The sequence below is a fragment of the Prevotella sp. 885 genome (assembly GCF_002265625.1).
GTDB lineage: Bacteria > Bacteroidota > Bacteroidia > Bacteroidales > Bacteroidaceae > Prevotella.
Window position 1 is genome coordinate 1 of sequence record NZ_NOVE01000002.1, and the last position, 23,608, is coordinate 23,608.

General features: G+C 52.7%; 19 protein-coding genes, 1 tRNA gene and 1 pseudogene. 16 read left to right on the plus strand and 5 right to left on the minus strand.

Annotation, left to right across the window (positions count from 1 at the left end; genetic code table 11):
- The 10 genes and pseudogenes from CHL74_RS16065 to CHL74_RS00820 all read left to right on the plus strand — a co-directional run.
- Window positions 1-113 (plus strand): annotated as a pseudogene (locus CHL74_RS16065) (ISAon1 family transposase); the annotation flags it as partial.
- Window positions 114-442: 329 nt separating this feature from the next.
- Complete coding sequence (gene topA, locus CHL74_RS00780; RefSeq protein WP_094879226.1) at window positions 443-2,806, plus strand: type I DNA topoisomerase; 2,364 nt, start codon at window positions 443-445, stop codon at window positions 2,804-2,806.
- Between the two features lie 14 nt (window positions 2,807-2,820).
- Complete coding sequence (locus CHL74_RS00785; RefSeq protein WP_094879227.1) at window positions 2,821-3,348, plus strand: shikimate kinase; 528 nt, start codon at window positions 2,821-2,823, stop codon at window positions 3,346-3,348.
- Window positions 3,349-3,438: 90 nt separating this feature from the next.
- Window positions 3,439-5,331: a biosynthetic arginine decarboxylase gene (speA, locus tag CHL74_RS00790; protein ID WP_094879228.1), complete on the plus strand. Its 1,893-nt coding sequence runs from the start codon at window positions 3,439-3,441 to the stop codon at window positions 5,329-5,331.
- A 320-nt stretch (window positions 5,332-5,651) separates the two neighbouring features.
- Entirely contained in the window at window positions 5,652-6,413 is a 762-nt protein-coding gene (gene grpE / locus CHL74_RS00795) for a nucleotide exchange factor GrpE (protein ID WP_176452134.1), read from the plus strand.
- A 48-nt stretch (window positions 6,414-6,461) separates the two neighbouring features.
- Window positions 6,462-8,057, plus strand: coding sequence for an Hsp70 family protein (locus CHL74_RS00800; RefSeq protein WP_094879230.1), 1,596 nt, complete (start codon window positions 6,462-6,464; stop codon window positions 8,055-8,057).
- Window positions 8,058-8,091: 34 nt separating this feature from the next.
- Window positions 8,092-9,240, plus strand: a complete 1,149-nt coding sequence (locus tag CHL74_RS00805; RefSeq protein WP_094879231.1) for a hypothetical protein — start codon at window positions 8,092-8,094, stop codon at window positions 9,238-9,240.
- Window positions 9,241-9,242: 2 nt separating this feature from the next.
- On the plus strand, window positions 9,243-10,346 hold the full coding sequence (locus CHL74_RS00810; protein ID WP_094879232.1) for a hypothetical protein: 1,104 nt from the start codon (window positions 9,243-9,245) through the stop codon (window positions 10,344-10,346).
- A 15-nt stretch (window positions 10,347-10,361) separates the two neighbouring features.
- Entirely contained in the window at window positions 10,362-10,973 is a 612-nt protein-coding gene (locus CHL74_RS00815; RefSeq protein WP_094879233.1) for a DUF1963 domain-containing protein, read from the plus strand.
- A gap of 45 nt (window positions 10,974-11,018) precedes the next feature.
- Window positions 11,019-11,699, plus strand: a complete 681-nt coding sequence (locus CHL74_RS00820; protein WP_094879234.1) for a hypothetical protein — start codon at window positions 11,019-11,021, stop codon at window positions 11,697-11,699.
- Between the two features lie 27 nt (window positions 11,700-11,726).
- Here CHL74_RS00820 and CHL74_RS00825 read toward each other — a convergent pair whose 3' ends face one another.
- Window positions 11,727-12,962 (minus strand): DUF4421 family protein, encoded by a 1,236-nt coding sequence (locus tag CHL74_RS00825; protein WP_094879235.1) that lies wholly within the window; start codon window positions 12,960-12,962, stop codon window positions 11,727-11,729.
- 1,628 nt (window positions 12,963-14,590) lie between these two features.
- Between CHL74_RS00825 and CHL74_RS00830 the strand changes: the two genes are divergently transcribed.
- The 5 genes from CHL74_RS00830 to CHL74_RS00850 are packed head-to-tail and all read left to right on the plus strand — an operon-like array spanning window position 14,591 to window position 18,414.
- Entirely contained in the window at window positions 14,591-15,118 is a 528-nt protein-coding gene (locus CHL74_RS00830) for a response regulator (RefSeq protein WP_094879236.1), read from the plus strand.
- Between the two features lie 13 nt (window positions 15,119-15,131).
- The gene (locus CHL74_RS00835; protein WP_094879237.1) at window positions 15,132-16,007 is read left to right on the plus strand and encodes a sensor histidine kinase; all 876 of its coding nucleotides are present in this window, start codon (window positions 15,132-15,134) and stop codon (window positions 16,005-16,007) included.
- A gap of 37 nt (window positions 16,008-16,044) precedes the next feature.
- Window positions 16,045-17,112: a helix-turn-helix domain-containing protein gene (locus CHL74_RS00840; protein WP_176452135.1), complete on the plus strand. Its 1,068-nt coding sequence runs from the start codon at window positions 16,045-16,047 to the stop codon at window positions 17,110-17,112.
- A gap of 19 nt (window positions 17,113-17,131) precedes the next feature.
- Window positions 17,132-17,797: a uracil-DNA glycosylase gene (ung, locus tag CHL74_RS00845; protein ID WP_094879239.1), complete on the plus strand. Its 666-nt coding sequence runs from the start codon at window positions 17,132-17,134 to the stop codon at window positions 17,795-17,797.
- Window positions 17,798-17,829: 32 nt separating this feature from the next.
- Window positions 17,830-18,414 (plus strand): DUF3109 family protein, encoded by a 585-nt coding sequence (locus tag CHL74_RS00850; protein WP_176452136.1) that lies wholly within the window; start codon window positions 17,830-17,832, stop codon window positions 18,412-18,414.
- Here CHL74_RS00850 and CHL74_RS00855 read toward each other — a convergent pair.
- From CHL74_RS00855 to CHL74_RS00870, 4 genes are all read right to left on the minus strand, one after another.
- Window positions 18,370-19,296, minus strand: coding sequence for a helix-turn-helix domain-containing protein (locus tag CHL74_RS00855; protein ID WP_094879241.1), 927 nt, complete (start codon window positions 19,294-19,296; stop codon window positions 18,370-18,372). The two genes, CHL74_RS00850 and CHL74_RS00855, sit on opposite strands and share 45 nt — an antisense overlap.
- 26 nt (window positions 19,297-19,322) lie before the next feature.
- Complete coding sequence (locus tag CHL74_RS00860; protein WP_094879242.1) at window positions 19,323-20,090, minus strand: CPBP family intramembrane glutamic endopeptidase; 768 nt, start codon at window positions 20,088-20,090, stop codon at window positions 19,323-19,325.
- A 58-nt stretch (window positions 20,091-20,148) separates the two neighbouring features.
- Window positions 20,149-21,078 carry a bifunctional riboflavin kinase/FAD synthetase gene (locus tag CHL74_RS00865; protein ID WP_094879243.1) on the minus strand — a complete coding sequence of 310 codons (930 nt, stop codon included), beginning with the start codon at window positions 21,076-21,078 and terminating at the stop codon, window positions 20,149-20,151.
- A 71-nt stretch (window positions 21,079-21,149) separates the two neighbouring features.
- A complete protein-coding gene (locus CHL74_RS00870) occupies window positions 21,150-23,225 on the minus strand; it encodes a DUF5686 family protein (protein ID WP_141241185.1) in 2,076 nt (691 codons plus the stop codon).
- Window positions 23,226-23,400: 175 nt separating this feature from the next.
- On the opposite strand from CHL74_RS00870, the gene CHL74_RS00875 reads away from it, so the two are divergent.
- Window positions 23,401-23,474 (plus strand) — tRNA-Ile (locus CHL74_RS00875).
- Window positions 23,475-23,608 lie beyond the last annotated feature (134 nt).

Below are 23,608 nucleotides of genomic sequence, written 5' to 3' on the forward strand. Positions count from 1 at the left end.
CAGCTGAATCCTTTAATGCAAAAATCAAAGCTTTCAGAGCATCACTAAGGGGCATCGTTGATGAAAAGTTTTTTCTGTATCGACTTGCAAAGATTTATGCTTATCCCCACTAAATTTCCACTGAGCCCAGAAACCCACTGCAAGCTCCGAAGGAGCGCAGCTGTGGGATAAGCATCCTCTCACCCTCTCTTGGTTCCGCAAAGCGGGACCGTCTATTGTGGGTGCGTGACTATGGCGAGACGCCATAGCCTCCTAAGTTTGTCACGGAAGCTTGTAACCCTTATCCTATAATTCGCTTAATTCGTCTCACCGCTAAACTGCGATTTTGCTTTATTCTTGTTCCGGCTTTATTTCTAAAATTTTATAAAATTTCTCTATATAATAAGGTATAAGAAAAAAAAAGCTTACTTTTGCGCCGAAATTATAAAACGAAATCAACAACATGCAAGACAACTTAGTTATTGTCGAGAGCCCTGCGAAGGCAAAGACCATCGAGAAATTCCTTGGCTCCGACTATAAAGTCATGTCCTCGTATGGACATATCAGAGACCTTAAGAAGAAGGAACTGAGCATAGATAAAGATACACTCCAGCCCGCTTACGTAATACCAAAGGACAAGGAAGCGCTCGTAAAGCAGTTGAAGGAAAACGCCAAGAAAGCCACTAAGGTCTGGCTCGCATCCGATGAAGACCGCGAGGGAGAGGCCATCTCATGGCACCTTTGCGAAGTGCTCGGACTGGACGAGGCATCCACCAACCGCATTGTCTTCCATGAGATCACGAAGCCTGCCATTCTCGCGGCAATAGAAAACCCGCGCCATCTGGACATGAACCTTGTGAACGCACAGCAGGCCCGCCGCGTGCTCGACCGCATCGTGGGCTTCAAGCTCTCGCCCGTACTCTGGCGAAAGGTGAAGCCGGCACTCTCGGCTGGACGCGTACAGTCGGTAGCCGTGCGCCTTATCGTAGAGCGTGAGCGCGAGATTCAGCAGTTCCATACAGAGCCTTACTATCGCATTAACGCCATCTTCGCCATCACCAATGCGGACGGATCGCAGCAGGAAGTGAAGGCAGAGCTGGACAAGCGCTTCTCCACACACGACGAAGCGATGGCTTTCCTCGACAAGTGTAAGGACGCCACGTTCCGCGTGGAGACCGTTACGAAGAAGCCGTTGAAGCGTTATCCCGCGGCGCCGTTCACCACATCCACACTCCAGCAGGAGGCAGCCCGCAAGCTCGGATTCTCCGTTTCGCAGACCATGATGGTGGCGCAGCGCCTCTATGAGAACGGTCTTATCACATACATGCGTACTGACAGCGTCAATCTCTCGCAGCTCTGCATCGGTGCAGCAAAGGAAGAGATTGTGAAGCTCTACGGCGAAGAATACAGCTCACCGCGCAATTTCCACACCCACTCTAAGGGAGCGCAGGAGGCACATGAGGCCATCCGACCCACATACATGAGCAACACCACCGTGGAAGGAACCGCACAGGAGCGCCGTCTCTACGATCTTATATGGAAACGCACAGCTGCCAGCCAGATGGCTGAGGCTCAGATAGAGAAGACCACCATCAGCATCGTGGCTGACAAACCCGCCGGCAGCCCCACCGGAAGCATTGAGGAGCACTTCATTGCCAACGGTGAAGTGGTGAAGTTCGACGGTTTCCTCAAGGTTTACCGCGAGTCGTCAGACGACGAGGACGAATCTTCTGCAGACGAGTTCTCGCACATGCTGCCCGTCATCAAGGAGGGCGACGTGCTCACACGCCGCGAGATTACGTCCACAGAGCGTTATTCGCAGGGTCCGTCACGCTACACTGAGGCAAGCCTCGTACACAAACTCGAAGAGCTCGGCATCGGCCGTCCGTCAACATACGCCCCGACCATTTCCACCATTCAGCAGCGCGAGTACGTGGTGAAGGGCGACAAGAAAGGCGAGGAGAGAGGTTATGTCATTGACACGCTCCGCGGACTCAAGGTTACGCAGACACGCAAGGTGGAGATGGCTGGCAACGAGAAGGGCAAGCTTCTGCCCACCGACATAGGTATCGTAGTGAACGACTTCCTCATCGAGAATTTCCCCACCATCATGGACTATAACTTCACCGCCAAGGTGGAGCAGCAGTTCGACCAGATTGCCGACGGCAAGGAAGAGTGGACAGACATGATGCGCCACTTCGACCAGGAGTTTGAGCCTACCGTTGACAAGGTGATGAACGCCCGCACGGAGCACAAGGCAGGCGAACGTCAGCTCGGCATAGACCCGAAGAGCGGACATCCCGTCTTCGTAAAGATAGGCCGTTACGGACCCGTGGTGCAGATCGGTGCAGCCGATGACGAGGAGAAGCCGCGCTTCGCACAGCTTCCTTCGGACAAGAGCATGGAGACCATCACCCTGGAAGAGGCACTCGAGCTGTTCCGTTTCCCGCGCACTCTCGGCGAGTTCGAGGGCAAGACGGTCAGCGTAGGTGCAGGACGCTTCGGTCCTTACGTGCAGCACGACGGCAAGTACGTGTCCATCCCGAAGACCGAAGACCCGATGGCAGTGACGCTTGAGCGAGCCATTGAGCTGATAGAAGAGAAGCGCAAGGCTGAGGCAGAGCGCCATCTGAAGACCTTCGAGGAGGATGACAAGCTGGAAGTGCTCAACGGACGCTACGGACCATACATCGCTTATGACGGCAAGAACTATCGCATTCCGCGCGAACTGCATCAGAAGGCAGCCGAACTTACATACGACGAGTGTATGGAAATCATCAAGAACCCGCCGGCTCCCAAGAAGAGAGCAGCGGCTAAGAAGAAGTAAGCATATACAATATAATGACACGCATTATCCTTATAGGTTATATGGGAGCCGGCAAGACCACTGTCGGCAAGGCGCTTGCCAAGGCTCTCGGACTTCCCTTCTATGACCTCGACTGGTATATCGAGACGCGGATGCGACGCACCGTGAAGCAGATATTCGATGAGTCGGGCGAGGAAGGCTTCAGACGCATCGAGCATAACATGCTGCATGAAGTGGCGGAATTTGAGAATGTGGTGGTGTCGTGCGGCGGTGGAACGCCCTGCTTCTATGACAACATCGACTATATGAACGCCCAGGCGCAGGTGGTTTATCTGAAGGCTTCGCCCGAAGTGCTCCACGAACACCTCAAGATGGGACGCGCCGTGCGCCCCCTGCTGCTCAACAAGACGCCGGAGGAGGTGGAGAAGTTCATCGGGGAACAGCTCGCACACCGCGAACAGTTCTACCAGAAAGCGCAATACACCTTCAACGTGGACCTGCTCGACAACTTCGAGAAGATAAACGATACCGTCAAGGAACTGCGTGCGTTGTTGGATAAATAACATACAGAACTTGCAATAGTTCAATAACATACTGAACCAAAATACAAACCGTTTAAAGAAACAACCCCTTAAAACCAAGAATAGAAAGAAATGAAGAAATGGACCATTGAAGATTCCCGCGAACTCTACAACATAAACGGATGGGGAACATCATATTTCGGTGTCAATGACCGTGGCGACATGTATGTGACGCCGTGTAAGGACAACGTCCAGATTGACCTGCGTGACGTGATGGACGAACTCCAGTTGCGTGACGTCACGCCTCCCGTACTGCTGAGATTCCCCGACATCCTCGACAACCGTATCGAGAAGACATCGTCATGCTTCAAGAAAGCGGCGGAGGAATACAACTACAAGGGGGAGAACTTCATCGTCTATCCTATTAAGGTGAACCAGATGCAGCCCGTCGTGGAGGAGATTATCTCGCACGGACGCAAGTTCAACCTCGGACTGGAGTGCGGTTCGAAGCCTGAGCTGCACGCCGTAATAGCCGTACAGTGCCAGAGCGACTCCATCATCGTCTGCAACGGATATAAGGACCAGAGCTACATCGAGCTGGCTCTGCTTGCCCAGAAGATGGGAAAGCGCATCTTCCTCGTCGTGGAGAAGATGAATGAGATTGGTCTTATCGCCGCTGCTGCCAAGAAGCTTGGCGTCAAGCCCAACATCGGCATCCGCATCAAGCTCGCTTCTTCAGGATCGGGCAAGTGGCAGGAGAGCGGTGGCGACGCATCGAAGTTCGGTCTGAGAGCGTCAGAATTGCTCCAAGCTCTGAAGACTCTCGATGATAAGGGACTGCACGACTGCATCCGTCTCATCCACTTCCACATCGGTTCGCAGATTACGAAGATTCGCCGCATCCAGACTGCGCTGCGCGAAGCAGCCAACTTCTACGTACAGCTGCACAAGATGGGCTATAACATCGACTTCGTTGACTGTGGTGGCGGACTTGGTGTCGACTATGACGGCACACGTTCGTCAAGCTCGGAAAGCTCCGTCAACTACTCCATCCAGGAGTATGTCAACGACTGCGTATATACCTTTGTGGAGGCTTCTGACAAGAACTCCATCCCTCATCCCAACCTTATCACCGAGAGCGGACGTTCGTTGTCAGCCCATCACTCCGTGCTTATCATCGACGTGCTCGAGACCACCACGCTGCCGCAGATGCGCGAGGATTTTGAACCGACGGAGACAGACCACCAGCTGGTGAAGGACCTTTACGAGATATGGGACAATCTCAATCCCCGCACAATGCTGGAGGACTGGCACGACGCCGAGCAGATACGCGACGAAGCACTCGACCTCTTCTCACACGGCATCGTAGACCTCCGCACCCGTGCCGAGATAGAGAGCATGTATTGGAGCGTCTGCCGCGAGGTAAACAGCATGGCGAAGTCGCTGAAGCATACTCCTGAAGAGCTTCGCGGACTGGACAAGCTGCTTGCCGACAAGTATTTCTGCAACTTCTCGCTCTTCCAGTCGCTCCCGGACGCATGGGCCATTGACCAGCTGTTCCCTATCGTCCCTATCCAGCGTCTCGACGAGCGTCCCACACGCAACGCCACGCTGCAGGACATCACCTGCGACTCGGACGGTAAGATAGCCAACTTCGTCACCAACCGTCAGGCGTCGCACGTGCTTCCCGTACATCCCATCCGCAAGAACGAGGACTATTACCTCGGCGTCTTTCTTGTGGGAGCATATCAGGAAATCCTCGGCGACATGCACAATCTCTTCGGCGACACCAATGCCGTGCACATCTCCGTAAAGGACAACTCGTACAAGATTGACCAGATTTTCGACGGCGAGACCGTTGAGGAGGTGCTCGACTACGTGCAGTATAATCCCAAGAAGCTCGTGCGCCAGCTCGAGATTTGGGTGACGAAGAGCGTCAAGGCAGGAAAGATTTCGCTCGAAGAGGGAAAGGAATTCCTCAGCAATTACCGCTCAGGACTCTACGGCTACACGTATCTGGAGTAATGATATATATATGATATTTGAGAGTTGGGAGTTGATAGTTATGTTGTTTGACATATCATAACTATCAACTCCCAACTCTTTTTTATGCCCTACTATCATTAAGTGCTTTTCGTATGACGTTTGGCTTGTTTTGTTTGATGTTGTCTCAATCTGTAAATTATCTGTCAATCTATATAAATTTGCATGTCAATCGGTAAAATTGTACGTTTGACGCGTGGTTTTCATATATCTTGTCCTATTTTTGCAATCGTAAACACCGATTTGCGACATTTCCCGAATCGTGTTATGCAATGAATGTCAAACCTAAAACCTATGTAATTATGGGATTATTCAGTCCGAATGACGAACTCACCAACCTTAAAGAGGATGTGAGTGCTATAAAGAAGCAGGTGGCAGAACTGCTTGCGGAGGTACAGTCGCTCCGTGCTGCAGGGCATCCTGCCGACGCTCAGCCTGCGACACCTGCCACTCCCGAACCGTCCCCTCAAACTTCCGCTCCCGAAGAGAAGCCGGCAGATGCCGTTGCTGAAGAGAAACCAGCAGACAACGCTTCCGCCGCTGAAGAAAAGCCAGACAACACCGAAGCCGTAATGAGATCCTTGGCTGAGATGAAAGGTTCGATTGATGGTCTCGCTGAGAAGATAGACACAGCGGTATATCAGGAGAAACTAATACGTGACCTGCATGACGAACTGCAGAAGATGCGTGCTGGACTCATCACTGACATCAAGCGCGGATACGCCCTTAACATTATCAGTATCTATGAACGCATGGCGCAAACCAGTGCCCGCTTCAATCCGTCTGATGAGGCTTTCGACGCAGAGGCGATGAAGAAGCTCGTAGACGGCGGCATGCTCTACGTGAAGGATATGCTGGAAGACGAGTATTCGCTTACGGCATTTGCTCCCGAACCGGGCTCGCCTTACAAGCCGAAGGAGCACAAAGCCATCCGTGTGATTGACACCACGGAGGAGGAAAAAGCCAATACCGTGTCAGAATGCATAGCGGAAGGATTCCGCGACGACGACAGCGGACGCATTATCCGCCCCGCCCGTATCGTGGTGTATCGCCTTAAACAGTAAATCATTAAACAACAATAATCTTTTAAACCTTTACAAAACATTATTATTATGGCAGAAGACAAATCACGTGCCGTTTATGGCATCGACCTCGGAACAACATATAGCTGTATAGCACAGGTGGACAAGTTTGACCAGGCAGTTGTGCTTACCAACTTTGACGGCGGAACCACCACTCCCTCTGTGGTATACTTTGAGAATAAGGAAAAGGCCATAGTCGGCAATGAGGCAAAGGGAATGCTCTCCACCGAGCCGCAGAACTGCGTGAGCTTCGTGAAGCGCTCGATGGGTGTGGACGCTGATTTCGACAAGTCGTCCAACAAGTTTCCGTACCACATGGACCCGGCAGAGATTTCGGCTCTTATCCTTAAGAAGCTTGTGAAGGACGCCAATGACCTTGGCGACAATCCCGAACCCATCACTGACGTAGTGATAACATGTCCCGCTTATTTCGGAACAAAGGAGCGTATGCAGACCAAGCAGGCAGGCGAGATAGCCGGACTCAATGTCCTCGGCATCATCAATGAGCCTACTGCTGCAGCCATCTCTTACGGCATGAAGACCACAGAGCGCAAGACGGTCCTCGTATATGACCTCGGTGGCGGCACCTTCGACGTTACCATCATCAATGTGAATGGCGGTGCCATCAAGGTTATAGCCACGGGCGGCGACCATCATCTCGGCGGTGTTGACTGGGATATGGAGCTTGCCAACTACATGCTCGCACAGTTTAATGAGCAGACCGGCGGCTCATATACTATGGACGACGAAGAGCTCAAGTATACGCTTCTCCTTGAGGCAGAGGTTAAGAAGAAGCAGCTTTCAGCCAAGACATCCGTAAAGTGCAACATACAGTATAACGGACAGTCGGCTCGCTTCGAGATCACACGTGAGTTGTTTGACGCACTTACCTCTCCATTCCTTGAGCAGACCATCGACGCCACGCGTAAGGTGATTGACGAAGCAAGGGCGAAGGGATATCAGAGCGAACTGGAGTTCCTCCTCGTTGGTGGTTCGAGCCGCATGCCGCAGGTGAAGCAGCGCATTGACGCCGAGTTCGGATGCGACGCCAAGCTTACTGACCCTGACCAGTGTGTGGCAAAGGGTGCTGCCATCTATGCACTCAACAAGGCATACAGAGATGCTGTGGAGGAATATATTGCAGGAGCCATTGAATGTCCTCCTGATCGTATGAAGGGTCCGCAGACTCGCGTCGTGAATGTGACGAGTAAGACCTACGGCACTGATTATACCGGAGACGATGGCACAGCGATGGTGCGCAACCTTATCTTTGCCAACACCTCGTTGCCGACAAAGGCTACTGCATCGTTCCTTACGATGTATGACGGTCAGAAGACCATTACCAATAAGGTGTTTGAGAGCGACTTCACCAATCCCGAGACAGAGTCGGCTGTAGAGGAGCGTTTCTGCACGATGCTGGAGGACCGTTATCTTGCCATTACACGCGAATGGCCTAAGGGCACGCAGATTGACGTTGTGTTCTCAGTGGACGAAGAGGGCATTCTCAGCGTTCATGCCAACGTGGCTGATGAGGCTCTCGACTTCACACTCAAGATTGAGGGCGTTAAGTCGGCGGAGGAACTCGCTGTATCAAAGAACATGATAGGAAAGGCAACCGTCGAATAAAACAACATTATTAAAGACCGAATAAGTTTAAGTAATGGACGAACACATTTTTAAAATGCGCGTCACGAAGTGGGAGGAGGGCGCCGCTTCCCTTCATGGAAGCTATGACGACCTTTCTCCCCAAGAACAGAACGCGTTCAATACCTTATATAATTTATGGCGCAACGCTGCTTTTAGTGACGACCTGAAGAATAGGGTGGAGAGACAGGTCAAACTGCTTAGCGATTCGGACAAGCTACATAACAATAACCGTGACATAGTGCTGGCAAGCAAGAACTTCAGAAGTATGTCGCGAGAGCTTTATGGTACGGATGTGGCAACGCTCCGACAGTTTGTGGCATACATGAAGAACAAGTGTGGAGGTCCGGTAAGAAATAATAATAACAGACCTCAGCCCACAAGCTCGCCCCGTCCAGTCACTAATAACAGACCTCAGCCCACGACGAATCATTCGTTCAGACCGACGGGTAACAGCGGGCATGGAGGAGATGGCAATGATGACACACACTTCAGCCGTGACATGATAGGTTATGCGGTCGGCGTTATGCTGCTCATAGGCATCTGCGTGGCAATGGCAACAGGATGGTCGCATGCCACGGCTCCCAAGCCGTACGATTATGCCAAGTGGCTAAGAACGGAATGGAACGGAGAGACAGGCGGAATGCCGACAACCTTAATTGTAGATACCGTCTGTGGCGACTCTGTTGAGGCACGCCTCATGATAAGCAAGGCAGGTGGTCTGGTGAAAGAGAATCTTAAAGGAAGTCTCGAGATAGCTTCCGAGGGATGTTACGTCTATCTGAGAAATTCTGATCCACAGACAAATGACAGTAGCGTCATACGCTTGCTTGTCGCACAGGAAGCAGTCAGAATGGGAGGGTCCGTGCAGACATCCGACTCCACGTCATTGGCTATGTCGCTCCTGCGTGCTGGCAGCAAGGAGAAGGTTCAGGCCGGCACTTCCCAACCTAAGCAAAGCAAGAAGAACCGCAAGTCACAGAGAACCCGCAAGACGGACAACTCCAACGGTTCGTACAGTTCAAGTAGCTCAACCAACACAAGTTCTGCATCGCATTCAGTAAGAAACAAGCCAACCGAGGAGGCACAGCCTGCAGCCAGCGAGCCGTCACAGCCCGACCCGTCGAAGGGAGGCTTCCGCCTTGAGGTTATAAAGAAGGAATAATCATGAACCAGACAGTACACAGACTTCTCCGTGCGCTCATGATGATGTTCATGTTAGCGCTTTTGCCGTTGTGCACACATGCCCGTCAGTTTGTTGTTGACCAGCCTTTGTCAGACAGCGTACGTTGTGAAGAGGTGGTCAGAAACGACACGGCGTGGACAACGAAAGGCGGGAATGCGCATATATATCTGCGCAATGGCGAGATAATCGATTCCTGCGGCTCTATATATAAGAGCAGCATAGTCTTCAGACACGGCAGCAAGTATTATTATCTCTCGCGCCACTCGCTTCTATGGAGCCGCACCAATGCGGATTATCTCTCTGATCCGATGACCTTCAAGCAGCACCTTGTCCATTCTTCTGTGGGACGTTTCTACAGTACGCTGTGGGCTTGCTGGACTGTTATTGGGCTTTTTGCCGTAGTAGTCATCATGCTGATATGCTGCAGGTTCTGGCCTCTTGCCATGGCTCAGGCATTGCAGGTGGTGATGCCGTTCAGCCTGTTTGCCGTTGCCGTCATTGAGGCGTTGGGCTATTGGGTGATGGGTAGCGACGCGTTCTGGTGGTGTAGTTCGGAGCGATATGGCTTCTTCGGCGTGGTGCTCCGTCTCATACCTTTCGTTTTCGTTGTTGGCTTTCAGGTTGTCAGTATCGGAATGTATGACTGGGTGTTGTTCCTTAACGACGGACCTGACAGTTCTCGCTCCATACACGTCAAGCCGGCAGCCGTCTGCATGGTGTTGTTCCTGCCTATAATGATAGGTCTGATAATCGTTGCAGAGCTTGTCTTCAGCCATACACCCGTATGGGCGGAATGGGTTATCGCTCTGTTCAGTATCGGCATCCTGCTTTACGGCATCGGCAAGACGCTGATGCTCAACATCCGGGAGACTAACGTGTGGAAGGGAACGCTCCTTACCGTCTTCGTCATCGTTTACATCATCGGATGTATTGTGGTGACAGTCTCTCTCGTTATGGTGGTGCTCAAGGTTATCTTCCAGTTGCTTTGTGCCCTGTTCCTGCTCTCTATTTTGTTAGGTGGTTCGGCAGGAAACAACAAGATATATAAGGACCGCTACGGAAATCTATACAGACGAATATCATAATAAAGAAGACCTGATATGCCAATCATAATTCATACCCACAAGACAGAGCGTCCGCTGATAGGCAAAAGCCATTGGTGGGGCGCCCCTGACCTGCCGGCGGACACGCCTTTTCCGTACGTGACGCTTGACGACGGCACGCCTGAACCGCTCACCTTTGTCTGTCAGATACGTTGCGAGGACCTCGCTGCACACGACCCTGACGGACTCTTGCCGCACGAGGGAATGCTGTATGTCTTCGCGCCGCTCGACCATTATCTCGGCGATATGGACAGCCCGCTCGACTATCACACCAAGCCGTGCGTCTTCTATACGCACCGCACCGACAATCTCCAGCCTTACGAGATGTGCTGGGAGGGAACCGATGAGAGCGTGTTCGAACCTGCCGAGGAGATAGAGTTCGAGTATACTGACGAGCCTTCCGGCGACGGACACCGCCTGCTCACCCAGCCTTACGAGGACGAGGTGGCTCTGCAGCACGCCGGACAGCTGTGTCTGCTCCAGATAGATGAGGACGACCGTTGGTCACTCCATTTCTATGACTGTGGCTCTTACTTCGTCTTCCTGCCCGATGGCGAGCTGAAGCCCGAGGAATGGCAGCAGACCGATAGCGCAATGTTCTATTATTAAAGGTATCTGTCCCAATGTTACTAACCCTACGAAAAAGATAAAGATATGGAAGAAACGTATGATCTTAAAGCCTATAAGGAGGAATACCGTCGTGTGCTTGACCTTGCCGAGAGCAAGCCGCTCGAAAAGACCGCAGAGGCTCTCGACCTTTATTATGACGTCTGCTGCGGTTGCGTTCTTGTGGCAGAGGCGAGTCTGCGTGAGCAGGAAAGCGAGTGGGAGATAGCCTCGCTGTGCAGAGTGCTGCTCAAGTATGCCGCATGGCTTGAGGAGTTCGACCACATGCTTGACTCCGCATACAGCGTTGTAAGCCGCTTCGAGGATTGTCTTATGGATCATCCGCGCCTTAAGCTTCGCCTTCTCGAGCTTGAGCTTGCCATCGTGCGACGCATAGAAGCGCTCCACGATCACGAACTCTCGCATGCCGAATATCTGGAAAGAGACATCAGCCTATATAAGCGCAACATCTACTTTGCCGACAACGACCAGCTCGACTCCATTGAGCAGACCGGATACGGCCTTAAGAAAGACCCCGTGGAATGGACAGCACGTTGGGAAGAGGTGATAGATGAGGCTGACCGCATGACAGAGGAGAAGCTGAAGGATCATCCGCGCGGCATGGGCTTTTGCCACGGTTTTTGGCATGAACGTCAGAAAGCGCTGAGAAAGCTTGGCGTTGTGTGGCGCTGCCCGACGGAAATGAATCCCGGAACGATGTTCGATTGATACATCGTCCGGTAAGTTCTGCCGAAATCAGAATCTGAATCCGAAGAACATCCTAACCCTCCATTTGTTTCGTTTTAGCTGGAGGTGGTCCTCATCACCAGCCACGGAGTAGTTGTATACGGCTGTGGCTCCGGCGAACTTGTTTCGCCAGGAATATACGGCGGCGGCTCGACTGGTGATGATGGCGGAAGGGAAGTGATATTCCATGTTGTGGCGTTCGGTATGCTTCACGCCGTCGTCAGTTACGGTAGTGGTCTTCGTATAGTCGTGCGAATACACTGTTACTGTGGGCAAGGCGGAGAGATGGAACAGGAAACGGTGGAAAGCCACAAGGTTAAAGGCATAGCCGGCGCCTACAGCCCATTCGTTGAGGCGGATGGTAAGGTCATCGGTGGTGGTCTTCGACCCGTCGAAGCTTGCTCCGATCATCCAGCTGCCGGCGCTGCGCTTCTGTATGTAGCTTTGGCTGAAGGCAGCAGGGAAGGAGAACTTGCGCGAGTTGAAGGCATAATAGAAGTTGATGTTTATGGCGTTCTGCGATATCTTTCCTTTGGGGATGTCTATGCGTTCCGTGCCGTTGTCCTTATGACCGTGCAGCGTCTTCGACGAGAGGTAAACCACGTCAAAGCCATAACGGTTGCTGTACGAGTTGAGATTGAATTCAAAGTCCTTGCTCTTGCCGGCAAGCTTTGCAGGATTGACTGCCACGCCGGCTGCCAGTCCGCGATATGCCACTGCCATACTCAGCGTACCGCGGCAGTCCGCCATCACGTGCGTGCGGTTCTCCACGTCCTGCGTCACCGTTGTGGTCTGCATATCAGCCCCCGAGAGATTGCCTCTGAACTTGATGGTCCAGCGTGCGTCGGGACGTGAGATATAATTGGTGTCGAATCTTACCTTCTTGTATTTGGCAGCGAGGATGGAGTCGCCCCAGAACAGCTTTCGGTCATAGAAGCTCAACCGTCGCTGTATTTTCGAGTAATGCTTCATAATCCTCTGCTTCTTCTTCTCGCTCATTCGGCTCTTGTCCAGTTCAGCCATGAAGATGGAGTCGCCCCATTGCAGCATTTGTCCGCGGTCTGCCGACTTCCTGAGTTCCTTTCTGAGGCTGTCCGCTATGCAAAGCAACTGCTTCAGCTTCTTGCGCGGCTTCTTTTCCTGCGCCTCTGCCGCGCCGACCGCCATAAACGACATCACCACCGCAAGCAACAGCGCCCGCAGCAACATCCCGTATCCATTATTTAGCTTGAGAATTCCGAACATATTATTTAGGTTTGTGTTTTGTAGAATGCAAAAGTAACTAATAGTTAGGAATCTCAATTATCATACACGCTATTTTTTCTTGGTGGCAAACAGGAATTTAGCGGTGAGACGAATTAAGACTGTATTCACAAGTAGCCAAGACAAACATAGGAGGCTATGGCGTCTCGCCGTAGCCCCGCAGCCTCCCATAGCAGAACACCAATCAGCGCCGTGTCCTGAAGGGACACGTATCTATCAGAAACCCACTGCAAGCTCCGAAGGAGCGCAGCTGTGGGATAAGCAACCCCTCACCTTCTCTTGGTTCCGCAAAGCGGGACCGACTATACTCATAGGTCAGTCCCCCTTCGGGGAACTATATGGGGTGGAAGTGTCGCACGTACCCACAGCTGCGCTGCTTCGCAGCTTGCAGTGGGTTTCTGATGGAAGGTCCCGCTTCGCGGAACCCACAGCTCATACTCAATCTGCTGGTTGTTCGTGGGTGCGTGGCTATGCCATGCAAATATCGTACAAAGAGTAAAAACATGTTACAAAATAAAAATTGATTTTAGAGTTCTGGATTGCTGTTTTTATGGTGTTATGCTGTGCAAACAGCACCCATACTTAACAATAGCGCCACTTTTACAGTACAATAGTGGCACTATTAGAGTGCAATAGTGGCGCTATTGTATGATAAAAGTGGCACTATTAGAGTGTAAAAGTGGCGCTATTGCAACCCTATGAGGCTTGTTTAGCTCAGTCTTTCATTGCACACTTCTCCTCTAAATAGCGTAATATGCAGAATGTCAGCATGTTGTCGCTGCACGCTCAAAACTCAAGAATTTCGCACCAAAGATTTAGTAGTGCGCTCAAATGGGAGTATTGAGCGTTAGAAATGCAAATATTGTCTCGGACGGCAAGGCGTCCGAATTAGGAATTTTGAATTTTGAGTTCTTGCTTAGGCAAGCGGCAAAGCCGAGCGGTGAATTATTCTCGGCTTCGCCTGCGATTTTGAATTATTCAATTGTGAATTACAGCAGACAAGGCAAACATAGGAGGCTATGGCGTCTCGCCGTAGCCCCGCAGCCTCCCATTGTATAAATTACTTCATTTGCTTGCAGCCTCCCATAGCATAACACTTCAATCAGCGCCGTGTCCCGAGGGGACACGTATCTATCAGAAACCCACTGCAAGCTCCGAAGGAGCGCAGCTGTGGGATAAGCAACCCCTCACCTTCTCTTGGTTCCGCAAAGCGGGACCGACTATACTCATAGGTCAGTCCCCCTTCGGGGAACTATATATGGAAGGGATGAGATAGCGCACGTACCCACAGCTGCGCTGCTTCGCCGCTTGCAGTGGGTTTCTGATGGAAGGTCCCGCTCCGCGGAACCCGCAGCTCATACTCAATCTGCTGGTCGTTCGTGGGTGCGTGGCTACGGCGGGACGCCATAGCCTCCTATGTTTGTCACGGCAGCTTGTGGCTTTCATCCAATAATTCGCTTCGATAAAAATTCGTTGTTTCGCCGTCTAAGGCAATATGTACTTCGCTTTGTTAATTCGTCTTACCTCTAAACTGCAATTTTTAATCTTCCTCAAACAAAAAAACGAATAAATCATTTGTGGAGCGGCTAAATTTAGTTAAATTTGTAGATATGACCCATACTTACAACACTCTCGTAGTCGTGGATGACAATGCTGCCATCCTTACGGCCCTTAAGATTTGCCTTGCTGCGGAGTTTGAGCGCATTGTCACGCTGACATCGCCAGACACGCTTGTCGCCACTCTTGCCAAAGAGGAGGCGGTGGACGCCGTGTTGCTCGACATGAACTTCTCGCTTGGCGTCAATACCGGGCAGGACGGACTGTTCTGGCTGCGGACCATCAAGAAGCTCCATCCCAATACGCCCGTCATCCTGATTACGGCTTACGCCGACGTGCAACTGGCGGTGAAGGGACTGAAGTATGGGGCTGCCGACTTCGTCACGAAGCCATGGGACAACGACCGCCTCATTGCCGCGCTGCACGAAGCCATCGACAAGAGCCGGGAGGTCATTCCGCTCGAGCAGATGGAGCAGGAGCATGTGCAGAGAGCTGTGGATCAATGCCACGGCAATATGAGCCGGACTGCCGAAATGCTCGGCATAACAAGGCAGACGCTCTATAAGAAGCTGAAGAAATAAAAACCAGAGATAAATGACCCCATATTATATCATAGCAGCTCTCGCAGCCGTCATCGTCATCATGATTCTTTGGCAATGGCGCCACCAACGGCTGCTCTCGCTGCGTGCCCAGCTGATGCGTGAGGCGCTGCACAACCATGACTTCTCCTTCCGCTTGCCCACGGACGGACTGCTCGCCGGTGAGCGCGACCTGCAGTCGGCGCTTAACGACACGGGCTTGGAGGTGAGCCGGCTGCTGGCGAGGAACGAGGTGGAGTCGTGGCAGAAGCTGACGCGCATTCTGACGCACGAGATTATGAACGCCACTACGCCCATCTCATGCATAAGCCAGGCTTACATGAGCAGCCCTGCCGTTAAGGGCACACCGCTGGAGGAGGGCATCAGAGCCATACACGACACCTGCGCTTCGCTGAACGTCTTCGTGGACAGTTATCGCAAGATAACGCAACTCCAGAAGGCTGTCATTACCGACGTAAGCCTTAAGCCGTTCTTCGGCGGCATGAGTGCCATGTACGCCAATCTAAGGTTCAGCTGCGACATAGAGGACGACGTCACTATTCGTGCAGACGAGAACATGCTGCGGCAGGTGATGGCAAATCTGACGAAAAACGCTGTGGAGGCAGGAGCGCACCGCATGGACATACGCCTCAGACAGCAGGATGACCATACCGACATACTCGTCAGCAACGACGGCTGTCCGATGAAGCCGGAGGTGGCACGCGAGGTGTTCGTGCCGTTCTTCACGACGAAGAAAAGCGGGTCGGGCATAGGGCTGCCGCTGTCGCGCCAGATGATGATGGCGCAGGACGGCGACCTCTCGCTCGCCGAACGCCCCGTGCCGTCATACAGCACCACATTCATACTCACACTACAAACTTATACCAAATAAATAGATACATTCTTTAATATATATGTCTCACGAAACAATGATGCGCCTCAGAGACTTCTCTTGCGGACTGTTCTTCATGCTGCAGGTGTCTGGCACCATCGTAATGTACATAAAAGGCAGAAAGCACAAGCTGCAGCGCTCAGCCTTCTACTTCATGTTTTATCTGCTTCTGATAAGCGTATTCGAGTTTTACGTCTTCTTCATTGACAATATCCTCGGCAGCCAGGAGCGACCCGTCACCGACATGCTGCAGACCACAGCCGTGCCGTTGGCGCTGTTTCTGCTTTATCGCCTCACCCATCCTTACAACATGCGCTTCGTGGCAGCAGCCTGCAATGTGGCGCCATACGTCCTTGCCATCTCCTCATACATCGTACAGCCTGACAGAAACGTGTATGAAGCCATTCTGTGGGTGGCGCTTGCACACTCCATATTCATCATCCTCTACGGAGCCTATGCCGTGAAGCGATTCAACAGCATCATCATCCAGTCGTTCTCTTCAGACGATCGGCTCTCGCTCCGCTGGATGTGGTACATTCTGGCGCTCTTTCTGGTGCTCGCAGCGACGTGGTTCGTAGCCACAAAGACAAAGTCGCCGCTCGGTGCTGCAGCGTATAACGCCATCTGCTCCAGCATCTTTGCGTCGCTCTGCTACTTCATCTACCGTCAGGAAGACATGCTCGAGATTCTTGACGCATCGAATAAGGATAAGGCAAAGGCTGACGTTACTGACACGCCCCCGTTGACGTTGAAGGCGATGGACAATGCAGGTCCGGACTACCACTTTGCGCAGCATCTGGAGAAGGTGTTCGTGGAGGACGAGATATTCCTCAATCCCACACTCAACATCAACGACCTCGCACAGGCGCTCCACACCAACCGCACATACATATCCAACTATCTGAACCAACAGCTCGACACCTCATTCTACGAGTATGTGAACGGATGGCGAGTGGACAAGGCGAAGCAGCTTCTCACCAATACGGAACTGACGCTCGAAGAGATAACGATGCAGTCAGGATTTAACTCGCTGAGCAGCTTCCGCCGCTACTTCGTCTCGGCTACGGGACTGACGCCTTCTGCCTACAGACGCCGTAATAAATAACATATATACATATATACACATGAACGTAAAGATAGACCCTTCATGGAAGGAGCACATCGGAGCGGAGTTCGGTAAGCCTTACTTCGAGCAACTCACCTCCTTCGTGCGCCACGAATACGCCACACAGACCTGCTATCCTCCGGGCAGCCTCATATTCAATGCTTACAACCTTTGTCCGTTCGATAAGGTGAAGGTGGTGATAATAGGGCAGGACCCTTATCATGAGCCGGGACAGGCTCACGGACTGAGCTTCTCCGTGGCAGACGGAGTGGCGTTGCCGCCGTCGTTGCAGAACATCTTCAAGGAGATACAGGCTGACCTCGGCAAGCCCATTCCCGCCTCAGGCGACCTCACGCGATGGGCTAAGCAGGGTGTGCTGCTGCTCAACGCCACGCTGACCGTGCGGGCGCATCAGGCGGCAAGCCATCAGCGCCATGGCTGGGAGGCTTTCACCGACGCCACCATACACGCCCTCTCCGAAGGACGTGAGCACTTAGTGTTCATACTCTGGGGAGGCTACGCACGCTCCAAGGCGTCGCTCATCGACGCTAAGAAGCACCTCATCCTACAGTCGGTTCATCCCTCTCCGCTCTCCGCCAACCGCGGAGGATGGTTCGGCAATCACCACTTCTCGCAATGCAACGCATACCTGCAGCAATGGGGAGAAGCGCCGATAGAATGGTAGTAAGAAGAAGTAAAAAAAACAAGAATGACATTATGATATTAGAAATCTCCAATATACTGGTTTCCTCGGACATAATAACCGAGAATTTCTGTTGCGACCTCGACAAATGTAAGGGCATCTGCTGCGTGGAAGGCGACGCAGGAGCGCCCGTCACACTGGACGAGATAGGCGGCATTGAGGCGGTGCTCGACACCGTTTGGGACGATATGTCGGCATCGGCGCAAGCCGTGGTGGACAAGCAGGGCGTGGCTTACACCGACCGCGACGGCGACCTCGTGACGAGCATCGTGGGCGGCAAGGACTGCGTGTTCACCTGCTACGAGAACGGATGCTGCCTTTGCGCTCTGGAAAGGGCTTACCGCGCAGGCAAGACGGGCTTCTGCAAGCCCATCTCATGCGCACTCTATCCCATACGTGAGAAGAAGTTTCGTGACGGCATCGTTGCCCTTAACTATAATCAATGGGACGTCTGTCGTGACGCCGTGCGTAAGGGCAACGAGCTGAAACTGCCGGTATATAAATTCCTGGAAGGACCGCTCGTGAGACGATTCGGCCAGGAATGGTATGACGAACTATGCGCCGTCGCCGAGGCGTTCCTTGCCTCTGGGGCGAGGTGATGCGCCGTTGCGATAGTCGGACGGCGACACGCCCATGTGTTCCTTGAAGTACTTGCCGAGGAACGACTGATTGGAGAAGTTGAGCGACTGCGCTATCTCCTTTATGCTTCTCTGCGAAGAGCGCAGAAGCATGCACAGCTCCATGATGACGTACGAGTCAATCCATTCGTTAGGCGTGCGCTTCGACACCGCCTTGACGGTCTCTGAAAGGTATTTCGGCGAGATGCAGAGCTGCTCCGAATACCATCCCACACGACGTTCCTCACGAAAGTGGCTCTCCACAAGCGTGAGGAACGTCGTGAATATTTCCTCTGCACGCGTGTTGTGTGTGGGCGAATGGGTCTGCACCTTATATATTTCGTCGCACATCTCGTACACCAATGTCAGGAACATCGACTGCACCATCTCACGCAGGAAATGATTGTCCGCCGCGTCTATCTTGCGCTTCATACGGAAGAAAATGTCGGTTATTTCCTCCGCCTTGTCCTCGGGAAGATGGAAGACGGGATGATTGCGGGCGAAGAGGAAGAGCGCGGACAGTTCGTGCACGCTCTTTATGGTGTCCTTGAAGAAGTCGTAATCGATGAGTATGCCAATGGCCTGGCAGTCGGGCGAGAGGGTATAGTCATACGTCACGCGGCCCTTGCTGACGATGATGATGTCGCCGGGACCTACGGTATGCGCCACCGAATCGACGAAATAGCTGGCATGGCCCTTCACGCACATGGCGAGGAAGAGGCTCTGCATGCGGCGCGGGTCTTTGCCGATAAGCACGCTTGTGATGTCGTCAAAGAGGAGAATGTCGTCGCCGACGTGGCTGCCTTCATGCTGACGTACGGAGCTGGCAACGGTTATGTCGCGATATTTTATATCATTGTTCATAGGTTTGCGGTTTTAGTGAGTGATTGTCAGTTGAGTCGGATGCGCAACTGATAGAGCGAAGCACCGAATATCATCAGCGAGAAGAGCATGCAAAGACCGATGCGGAGGGTGTCATGCTGGAAATATTCTGTAAGCGTCATGTCGGCGAATTGTGGCGCTATGCGGTAAAGGATAACCGCAATGGAATTGTTTACCCAATGAAACACCACGCCCGGCACGATGCTGCCTGTGCGGTAATACATCCATCCTATGAGCAGCCCGAGGAAGAAAGCGCCGAAGCCCTGCGCCAGATTGCCGTGAATGACGGCGAAGAGCAAGGCTGTTATGCCTATAGCCAGCCAGCGGCGCTGCTTGCCGAAGGCTGAGAGAAGGGTGCGCAGGATGGCTCCGCGAAACACCATCTCCTCCGCCAAGGGGGCGAGGATGCCTATGGCAAGGAAGCCAAGGTCGTGGCCCATCATGCTCTTGAACAGCTCGTTGTAGTTTTCGGGCAGGTCAATATGGAGCAGCTCTGTGGCTAATGACGTGGGGGCAATGCAGCCTATGGCTATGCAGACCACCCAGAACAGCGTGAACCACTGGCGGCGCTGTACGTATTCGCGTGAGAACGGCGACCACTTGCGCCATGCGAACAGTGCTATGGTGACGGCGCTGGCAATGAGCGATATATATACAAGGGCAGCTCCGCCTATTTGGGCTGTCTGACATGCAAATCCTACGATGCCACCGATGACAGCCTGGATGAGGACGAACACCACAAGATACAGGGCTGACGATAATAGTTTCTGCTTCATATTATTCTGATTTTTTATTTCCATATTCTTCTTTTAATAGAGTTATCCGTATACGTTCTTACATGTTGATGATGGCTTCACGGTCTTTTTCGAGTTGTCTGCGGAGGTCGTCCACGCTGTCAAAGCGTCTTTCTTCGCGCATCCAACGGTCGGTTTCCACGCGTATCTTCTTGCCGTAGATGTCGGCATCGAAGTCGAGGATGTGCGCTTCGAGGCTTACGTGGTCGCGGCAGAAGGTGGGATTGTTGCCTACGTTGAGCAGCGCCTTATGCCACTTGCCGCCTTCGATGCTGACGCGGGCAGCGTAAAGACCCATGCGGGGGACGAGCTGACACGGTTCGGCTGGTTGGATATTGGCAGTGGGGAAGCCTATCTTCCTGCCCTCCTGAAAGCCCTCCACCACGCGTCCTTCGATGGCAAAGGGATGGCCAAGGCAGAGATTGGCGTTGGCAACGTCGCCCTTTTCGGCAATAAGACGTCTCACGAGCGACGACGAGACGCGCATGCCGCTGACGTCCAACGGCGGCGCCTGCACCACCTCCATGCCCATCTCGCGTCCGAACCGGACGTATTCCTCGAAGCCTTCCGAACGGTTATGTCCGAAACGATTGTCATATCCCGTCATGAGCAGGCTCACACTGAGACGGTCGTGCAGCACGTTCTGCATGAAAAGGCGTGCCGGAAGGGCAGCCATAGCAGCATCGAAGTGGAGCGTCTCCACACGGTCAGCGTCCGTAGCGGCAAGCAGACGGAGCTTCTCGTTGAGGGATGTGATGAGGCGCGGCACGTAGTCGGTCTGGACCACTTGCCGTGGATGGCGGTCAAAGGTGATGACCATCGACTTCCTTCCGCTTGCATGCGCCATCTCAGTAAGCTTGCTGATAAGAAACTGATGGCCGCGATGTACGCCGTCGAAGAAGCCGATGGTGGCACAATAGCCATGATCGTCAGATGTAGGGGGTATGTTTGTGGAGATAGTGTTGTTCATACTTGTATGCAAAAGTAATGCTTTTCGTATGAACGGCAAAGGAATAAAGACTTTTTAAGGACTGGCGGAGCTTACCAATGGCGGAACAGCTCGATGCCTATGCGTATCGTAGCCTCCTTGAAATCCCACTTATGCTGAGACACGAACGCACCCACCGATATGGCACGGGTGCGAAATCCGTAGCCCCACTCGATGTAAGGATTGAGGTTGCGCACGGCAAGGGCGTTGAAGTAGATGCGCTCCTTCTCAATGAGTCGGCCGCAGAGAGGCAGGCGTGAGAGCAACATCAACGGCGATTCGTAGGCTATGTTGGCACGCACGTAATACTCCGAAGCGTTATACCAGTTAGAGTTGAGAAGCTCGAAGGAGCACGCCCAGTCATCGTTCCATCCTCCCGGCACGTTGTTCTCGCGGAAGTTGGTATAGTCAAGGAAGTAGCTGTCTGGTCCCTTATGAGTGTAGAATCCGGCTCCGGCACGCATCTGCAGGGAGCTGAGAGCGGACAGACGATGAATGTATTGTCCGTCAATCTCCATACGCTCGTAGGCGGTGTTCGATCCCATCAGACCGCGAAAGCTCCGCTCATAGTCGAGAGTGAAGACTGGACCGTTATATCCCGTTGGACGATAGGTCAGCTCCAGAAGCGGAGCCACGGACGTATAGTGTGATGGCTTGTCTGCCTGAGAGAAGCCGTCCGTGAAGATGGCGCGGCGCTTTCGGGTGATGATGCCCGTCTCAAGACCCCATTGTGGAGTGGGGTCGTAGTGGGCGAAGACCTTCAGATAATGGCTTCGGAAGTAAGTAAGGTTGAGAGCGTCCCAGTCAATGGAGTCGGCACGCTCCTTCTTTATGGCGTCCACCACCTCCGAACTGGTCATGCGTCGTCCGCTGTCCCATTCGGTTCGGATGTAAGCGTCGTGCTTGCGGTCGAGATAGAAGGTGAAGGGAAGATTGAAGAAGAACTGCTTCTCCTTGAACGCATAGCCCGCCTTGAAGCGCAACTGCAGCGCCTGATGGTCGTTAAAATAGTAAGATCCACGAATGTCGAACTTGTATGTGAAGCCTCGGCGCGAGCTGTAGCTGAAGTAGAGCGGATTGAGGATAGGCGCCACACGCACCGATCCCTGTCCTTTCGATCCGAAATCCTGCTTCATCTTGTCCACCAGACCGCGTCCCACAGCCCCCCAGAAGCGGTGTGAGAAAGTCTTCTTCTGTTCCTTGCCGTCGCTGCGTAGCGTGTCGTTGCCCTTGTTTCGGGCAGCATAATACTTGTGATAGAGATATTCCTCATGACTGGTGAGAGGGATGGGGCGTACGCGATTGATGAGCGCCGTGTCGCGACGGTTGACGATGGTGTCGCCGATTACCTTCGGAAGTCCGATGGCAAGCGTATATTCAGACGTGATGTCGTTGCCGAGAAAGAGGAAGCGCGAGTTGAGGCTGCACTCCGAAGGCAGCACAGACCACGCGCCCTTCGTGCCCATCGTGACGGCGATGTGGAACCTTATCATGTCGTATTCGCCGTCAAAGGCACCCTCAAGGATGCGTCCCGTATGAACGTCTACACGCGCCCAGCCCCTCACCATCTGCGTATTGTTGGTACGCGGACGGAAGCTGACAAGCGCCTCGTTCACGGAGAACGGCGTCACCTGATAGCGATAGAAGCGGCGGTTGCGGAAGTGGAACGGTGAAAGCACCCTGCCTTCGATGAGCATCTCCTCGTAAGGACGAGGCGTAAGATACTTGAAGAGCGTGGGCATGGTGTTCATCTGGTGCGGAACTGTGGAGCGGTCGAGCAGTCTCTTCGCCTTAATTTCGCCGTTCTTGCCGATGGTGATGCGGTCGTAAGTCTCGCCTATATACTCGCGGTCGCCCCCGTTTGCAACGGCAAACATGGTGGGGATGGCAAGCAGGATGGCATTTCGGCGGTTTATGCGGATGTCATACTTGAGGTATGCACGCGTGTCGACGGAGCGCAGACGTGATGTATCCACAGTGGAAGCATAGCGGAACACACGCGACATGACACGAAATCTGTAACTCCTGCCCGACGCCATGGCGAAAGAGACGGTAAGCAGGAGGAGGAAAGTCAGGACGGTTCGCTTCATATTCCCCGCCGACACGGTTATCCTCGAAAGATTTGTCATATATAAGGTGTGCGTAATGTTAAGTGTTGACACTATGGTAAGTAAACCGATGGACGACGTGTGCAAAAGTAATGAAAACATTTGTAAATGCAAATTTTAGTGGAATTTATTTGGCGTTTCCCTCAAAAAGTAGTATCTTTGCATCCGCAAACTTATTCCACACAAGGTCTAAGTCGGACTTGTAGCTCAGTTGGTTAGAGCAACAGACTCATAATCTGGAGGTCCCTGGTTCAAGCCCAGGCTGGTCCACCTCATTAGAATAGTGCTAATCGCTTATTATTTAAGCCTTTAGCACTTTTTTATTTGTCTGTACTTTCTTTGGGGCGCACAACTTGCAGCCAAAGGCACATCAACCTTATGCTATTTTGTTGACTAATTGTTGA

What these genes read in the sequence shown, in the direction of transcription:
- CHL74_RS00840 (WP_176452135.1), top strand. Translation starts at nt 16,045, where the DNA reads ATGATGCGCCTCAGAGACTTCTCTTGCGGACTGTTCTTCATGCTGCAG.
- CHL74_RS00825 (WP_094879235.1), bottom strand. Translation starts at nt 12,962, where the DNA reads ATGTTCGGAATTCTCAAGCTAAATAATGGATACGGGATGTTGCTGCGG.
- CHL74_RS00830 (WP_094879236.1), top strand. Translation starts at nt 14,591, where the DNA reads ATGACCCATACTTACAACACTCTCGTAGTCGTGGATGACAATGCTGCC.
- speA (WP_094879228.1), top strand. Translation starts at nt 3,439, where the DNA reads ATGAAGAAATGGACCATTGAAGATTCCCGCGAACTCTACAACATAAAC.
- CHL74_RS00785 (WP_094879227.1), top strand. Translation starts at nt 2,821, where the DNA reads ATGACACGCATTATCCTTATAGGTTATATGGGAGCCGGCAAGACCACT.
- CHL74_RS00870 (WP_141241185.1), bottom strand. Translation starts at nt 23,225, where the DNA reads ATGACAAATCTTTCGAGGATAACCGTGTCGGCGGGGAATATGAAGCGA.
- CHL74_RS00800 (WP_094879230.1), top strand. Translation starts at nt 6,462, where the DNA reads ATGGCAGAAGACAAATCACGTGCCGTTTATGGCATCGACCTCGGAACA.
- CHL74_RS00850 (WP_176452136.1), top strand. Translation starts at nt 17,830, where the DNA reads ATGATATTAGAAATCTCCAATATACTGGTTTCCTCGGACATAATAACC.
- CHL74_RS00855 (WP_094879241.1), bottom strand. Translation starts at nt 19,296, where the DNA reads ATGAACAATGATATAAAATATCGCGACATAACCGTTGCCAGCTCCGTA.
- CHL74_RS00835 (WP_094879237.1), top strand. Translation starts at nt 15,132, where the DNA reads ATGACCCCATATTATATCATAGCAGCTCTCGCAGCCGTCATCGTCATC.
- CHL74_RS00865 (WP_094879243.1), bottom strand. Translation starts at nt 21,078, where the DNA reads ATGAACAACACTATCTCCACAAACATACCCCCTACATCTGACGATCAT.
- topA (WP_094879226.1), top strand. Translation starts at nt 443, where the DNA reads ATGCAAGACAACTTAGTTATTGTCGAGAGCCCTGCGAAGGCAAAGACC.
- CHL74_RS00810 (WP_094879232.1), top strand. Translation starts at nt 9,243, where the DNA reads ATGAACCAGACAGTACACAGACTTCTCCGTGCGCTCATGATGATGTTC.
- CHL74_RS00860 (WP_094879242.1), bottom strand. Translation starts at nt 20,090, where the DNA reads ATGAAGCAGAAACTATTATCGTCAGCCCTGTATCTTGTGGTGTTCGTC.
- CHL74_RS00805 (WP_094879231.1), top strand. Translation starts at nt 8,092, where the DNA reads ATGGACGAACACATTTTTAAAATGCGCGTCACGAAGTGGGAGGAGGGC.
- grpE (WP_176452134.1), top strand. Translation starts at nt 5,652, where the DNA reads ATGGGATTATTCAGTCCGAATGACGAACTCACCAACCTTAAAGAGGAT.
- ung (WP_094879239.1), top strand. Translation starts at nt 17,132, where the DNA reads ATGAACGTAAAGATAGACCCTTCATGGAAGGAGCACATCGGAGCGGAG.
- CHL74_RS00820 (WP_094879234.1), top strand. Translation starts at nt 11,019, where the DNA reads ATGGAAGAAACGTATGATCTTAAAGCCTATAAGGAGGAATACCGTCGT.
- CHL74_RS00815 (WP_094879233.1), top strand. Translation starts at nt 10,362, where the DNA reads ATGCCAATCATAATTCATACCCACAAGACAGAGCGTCCGCTGATAGGC.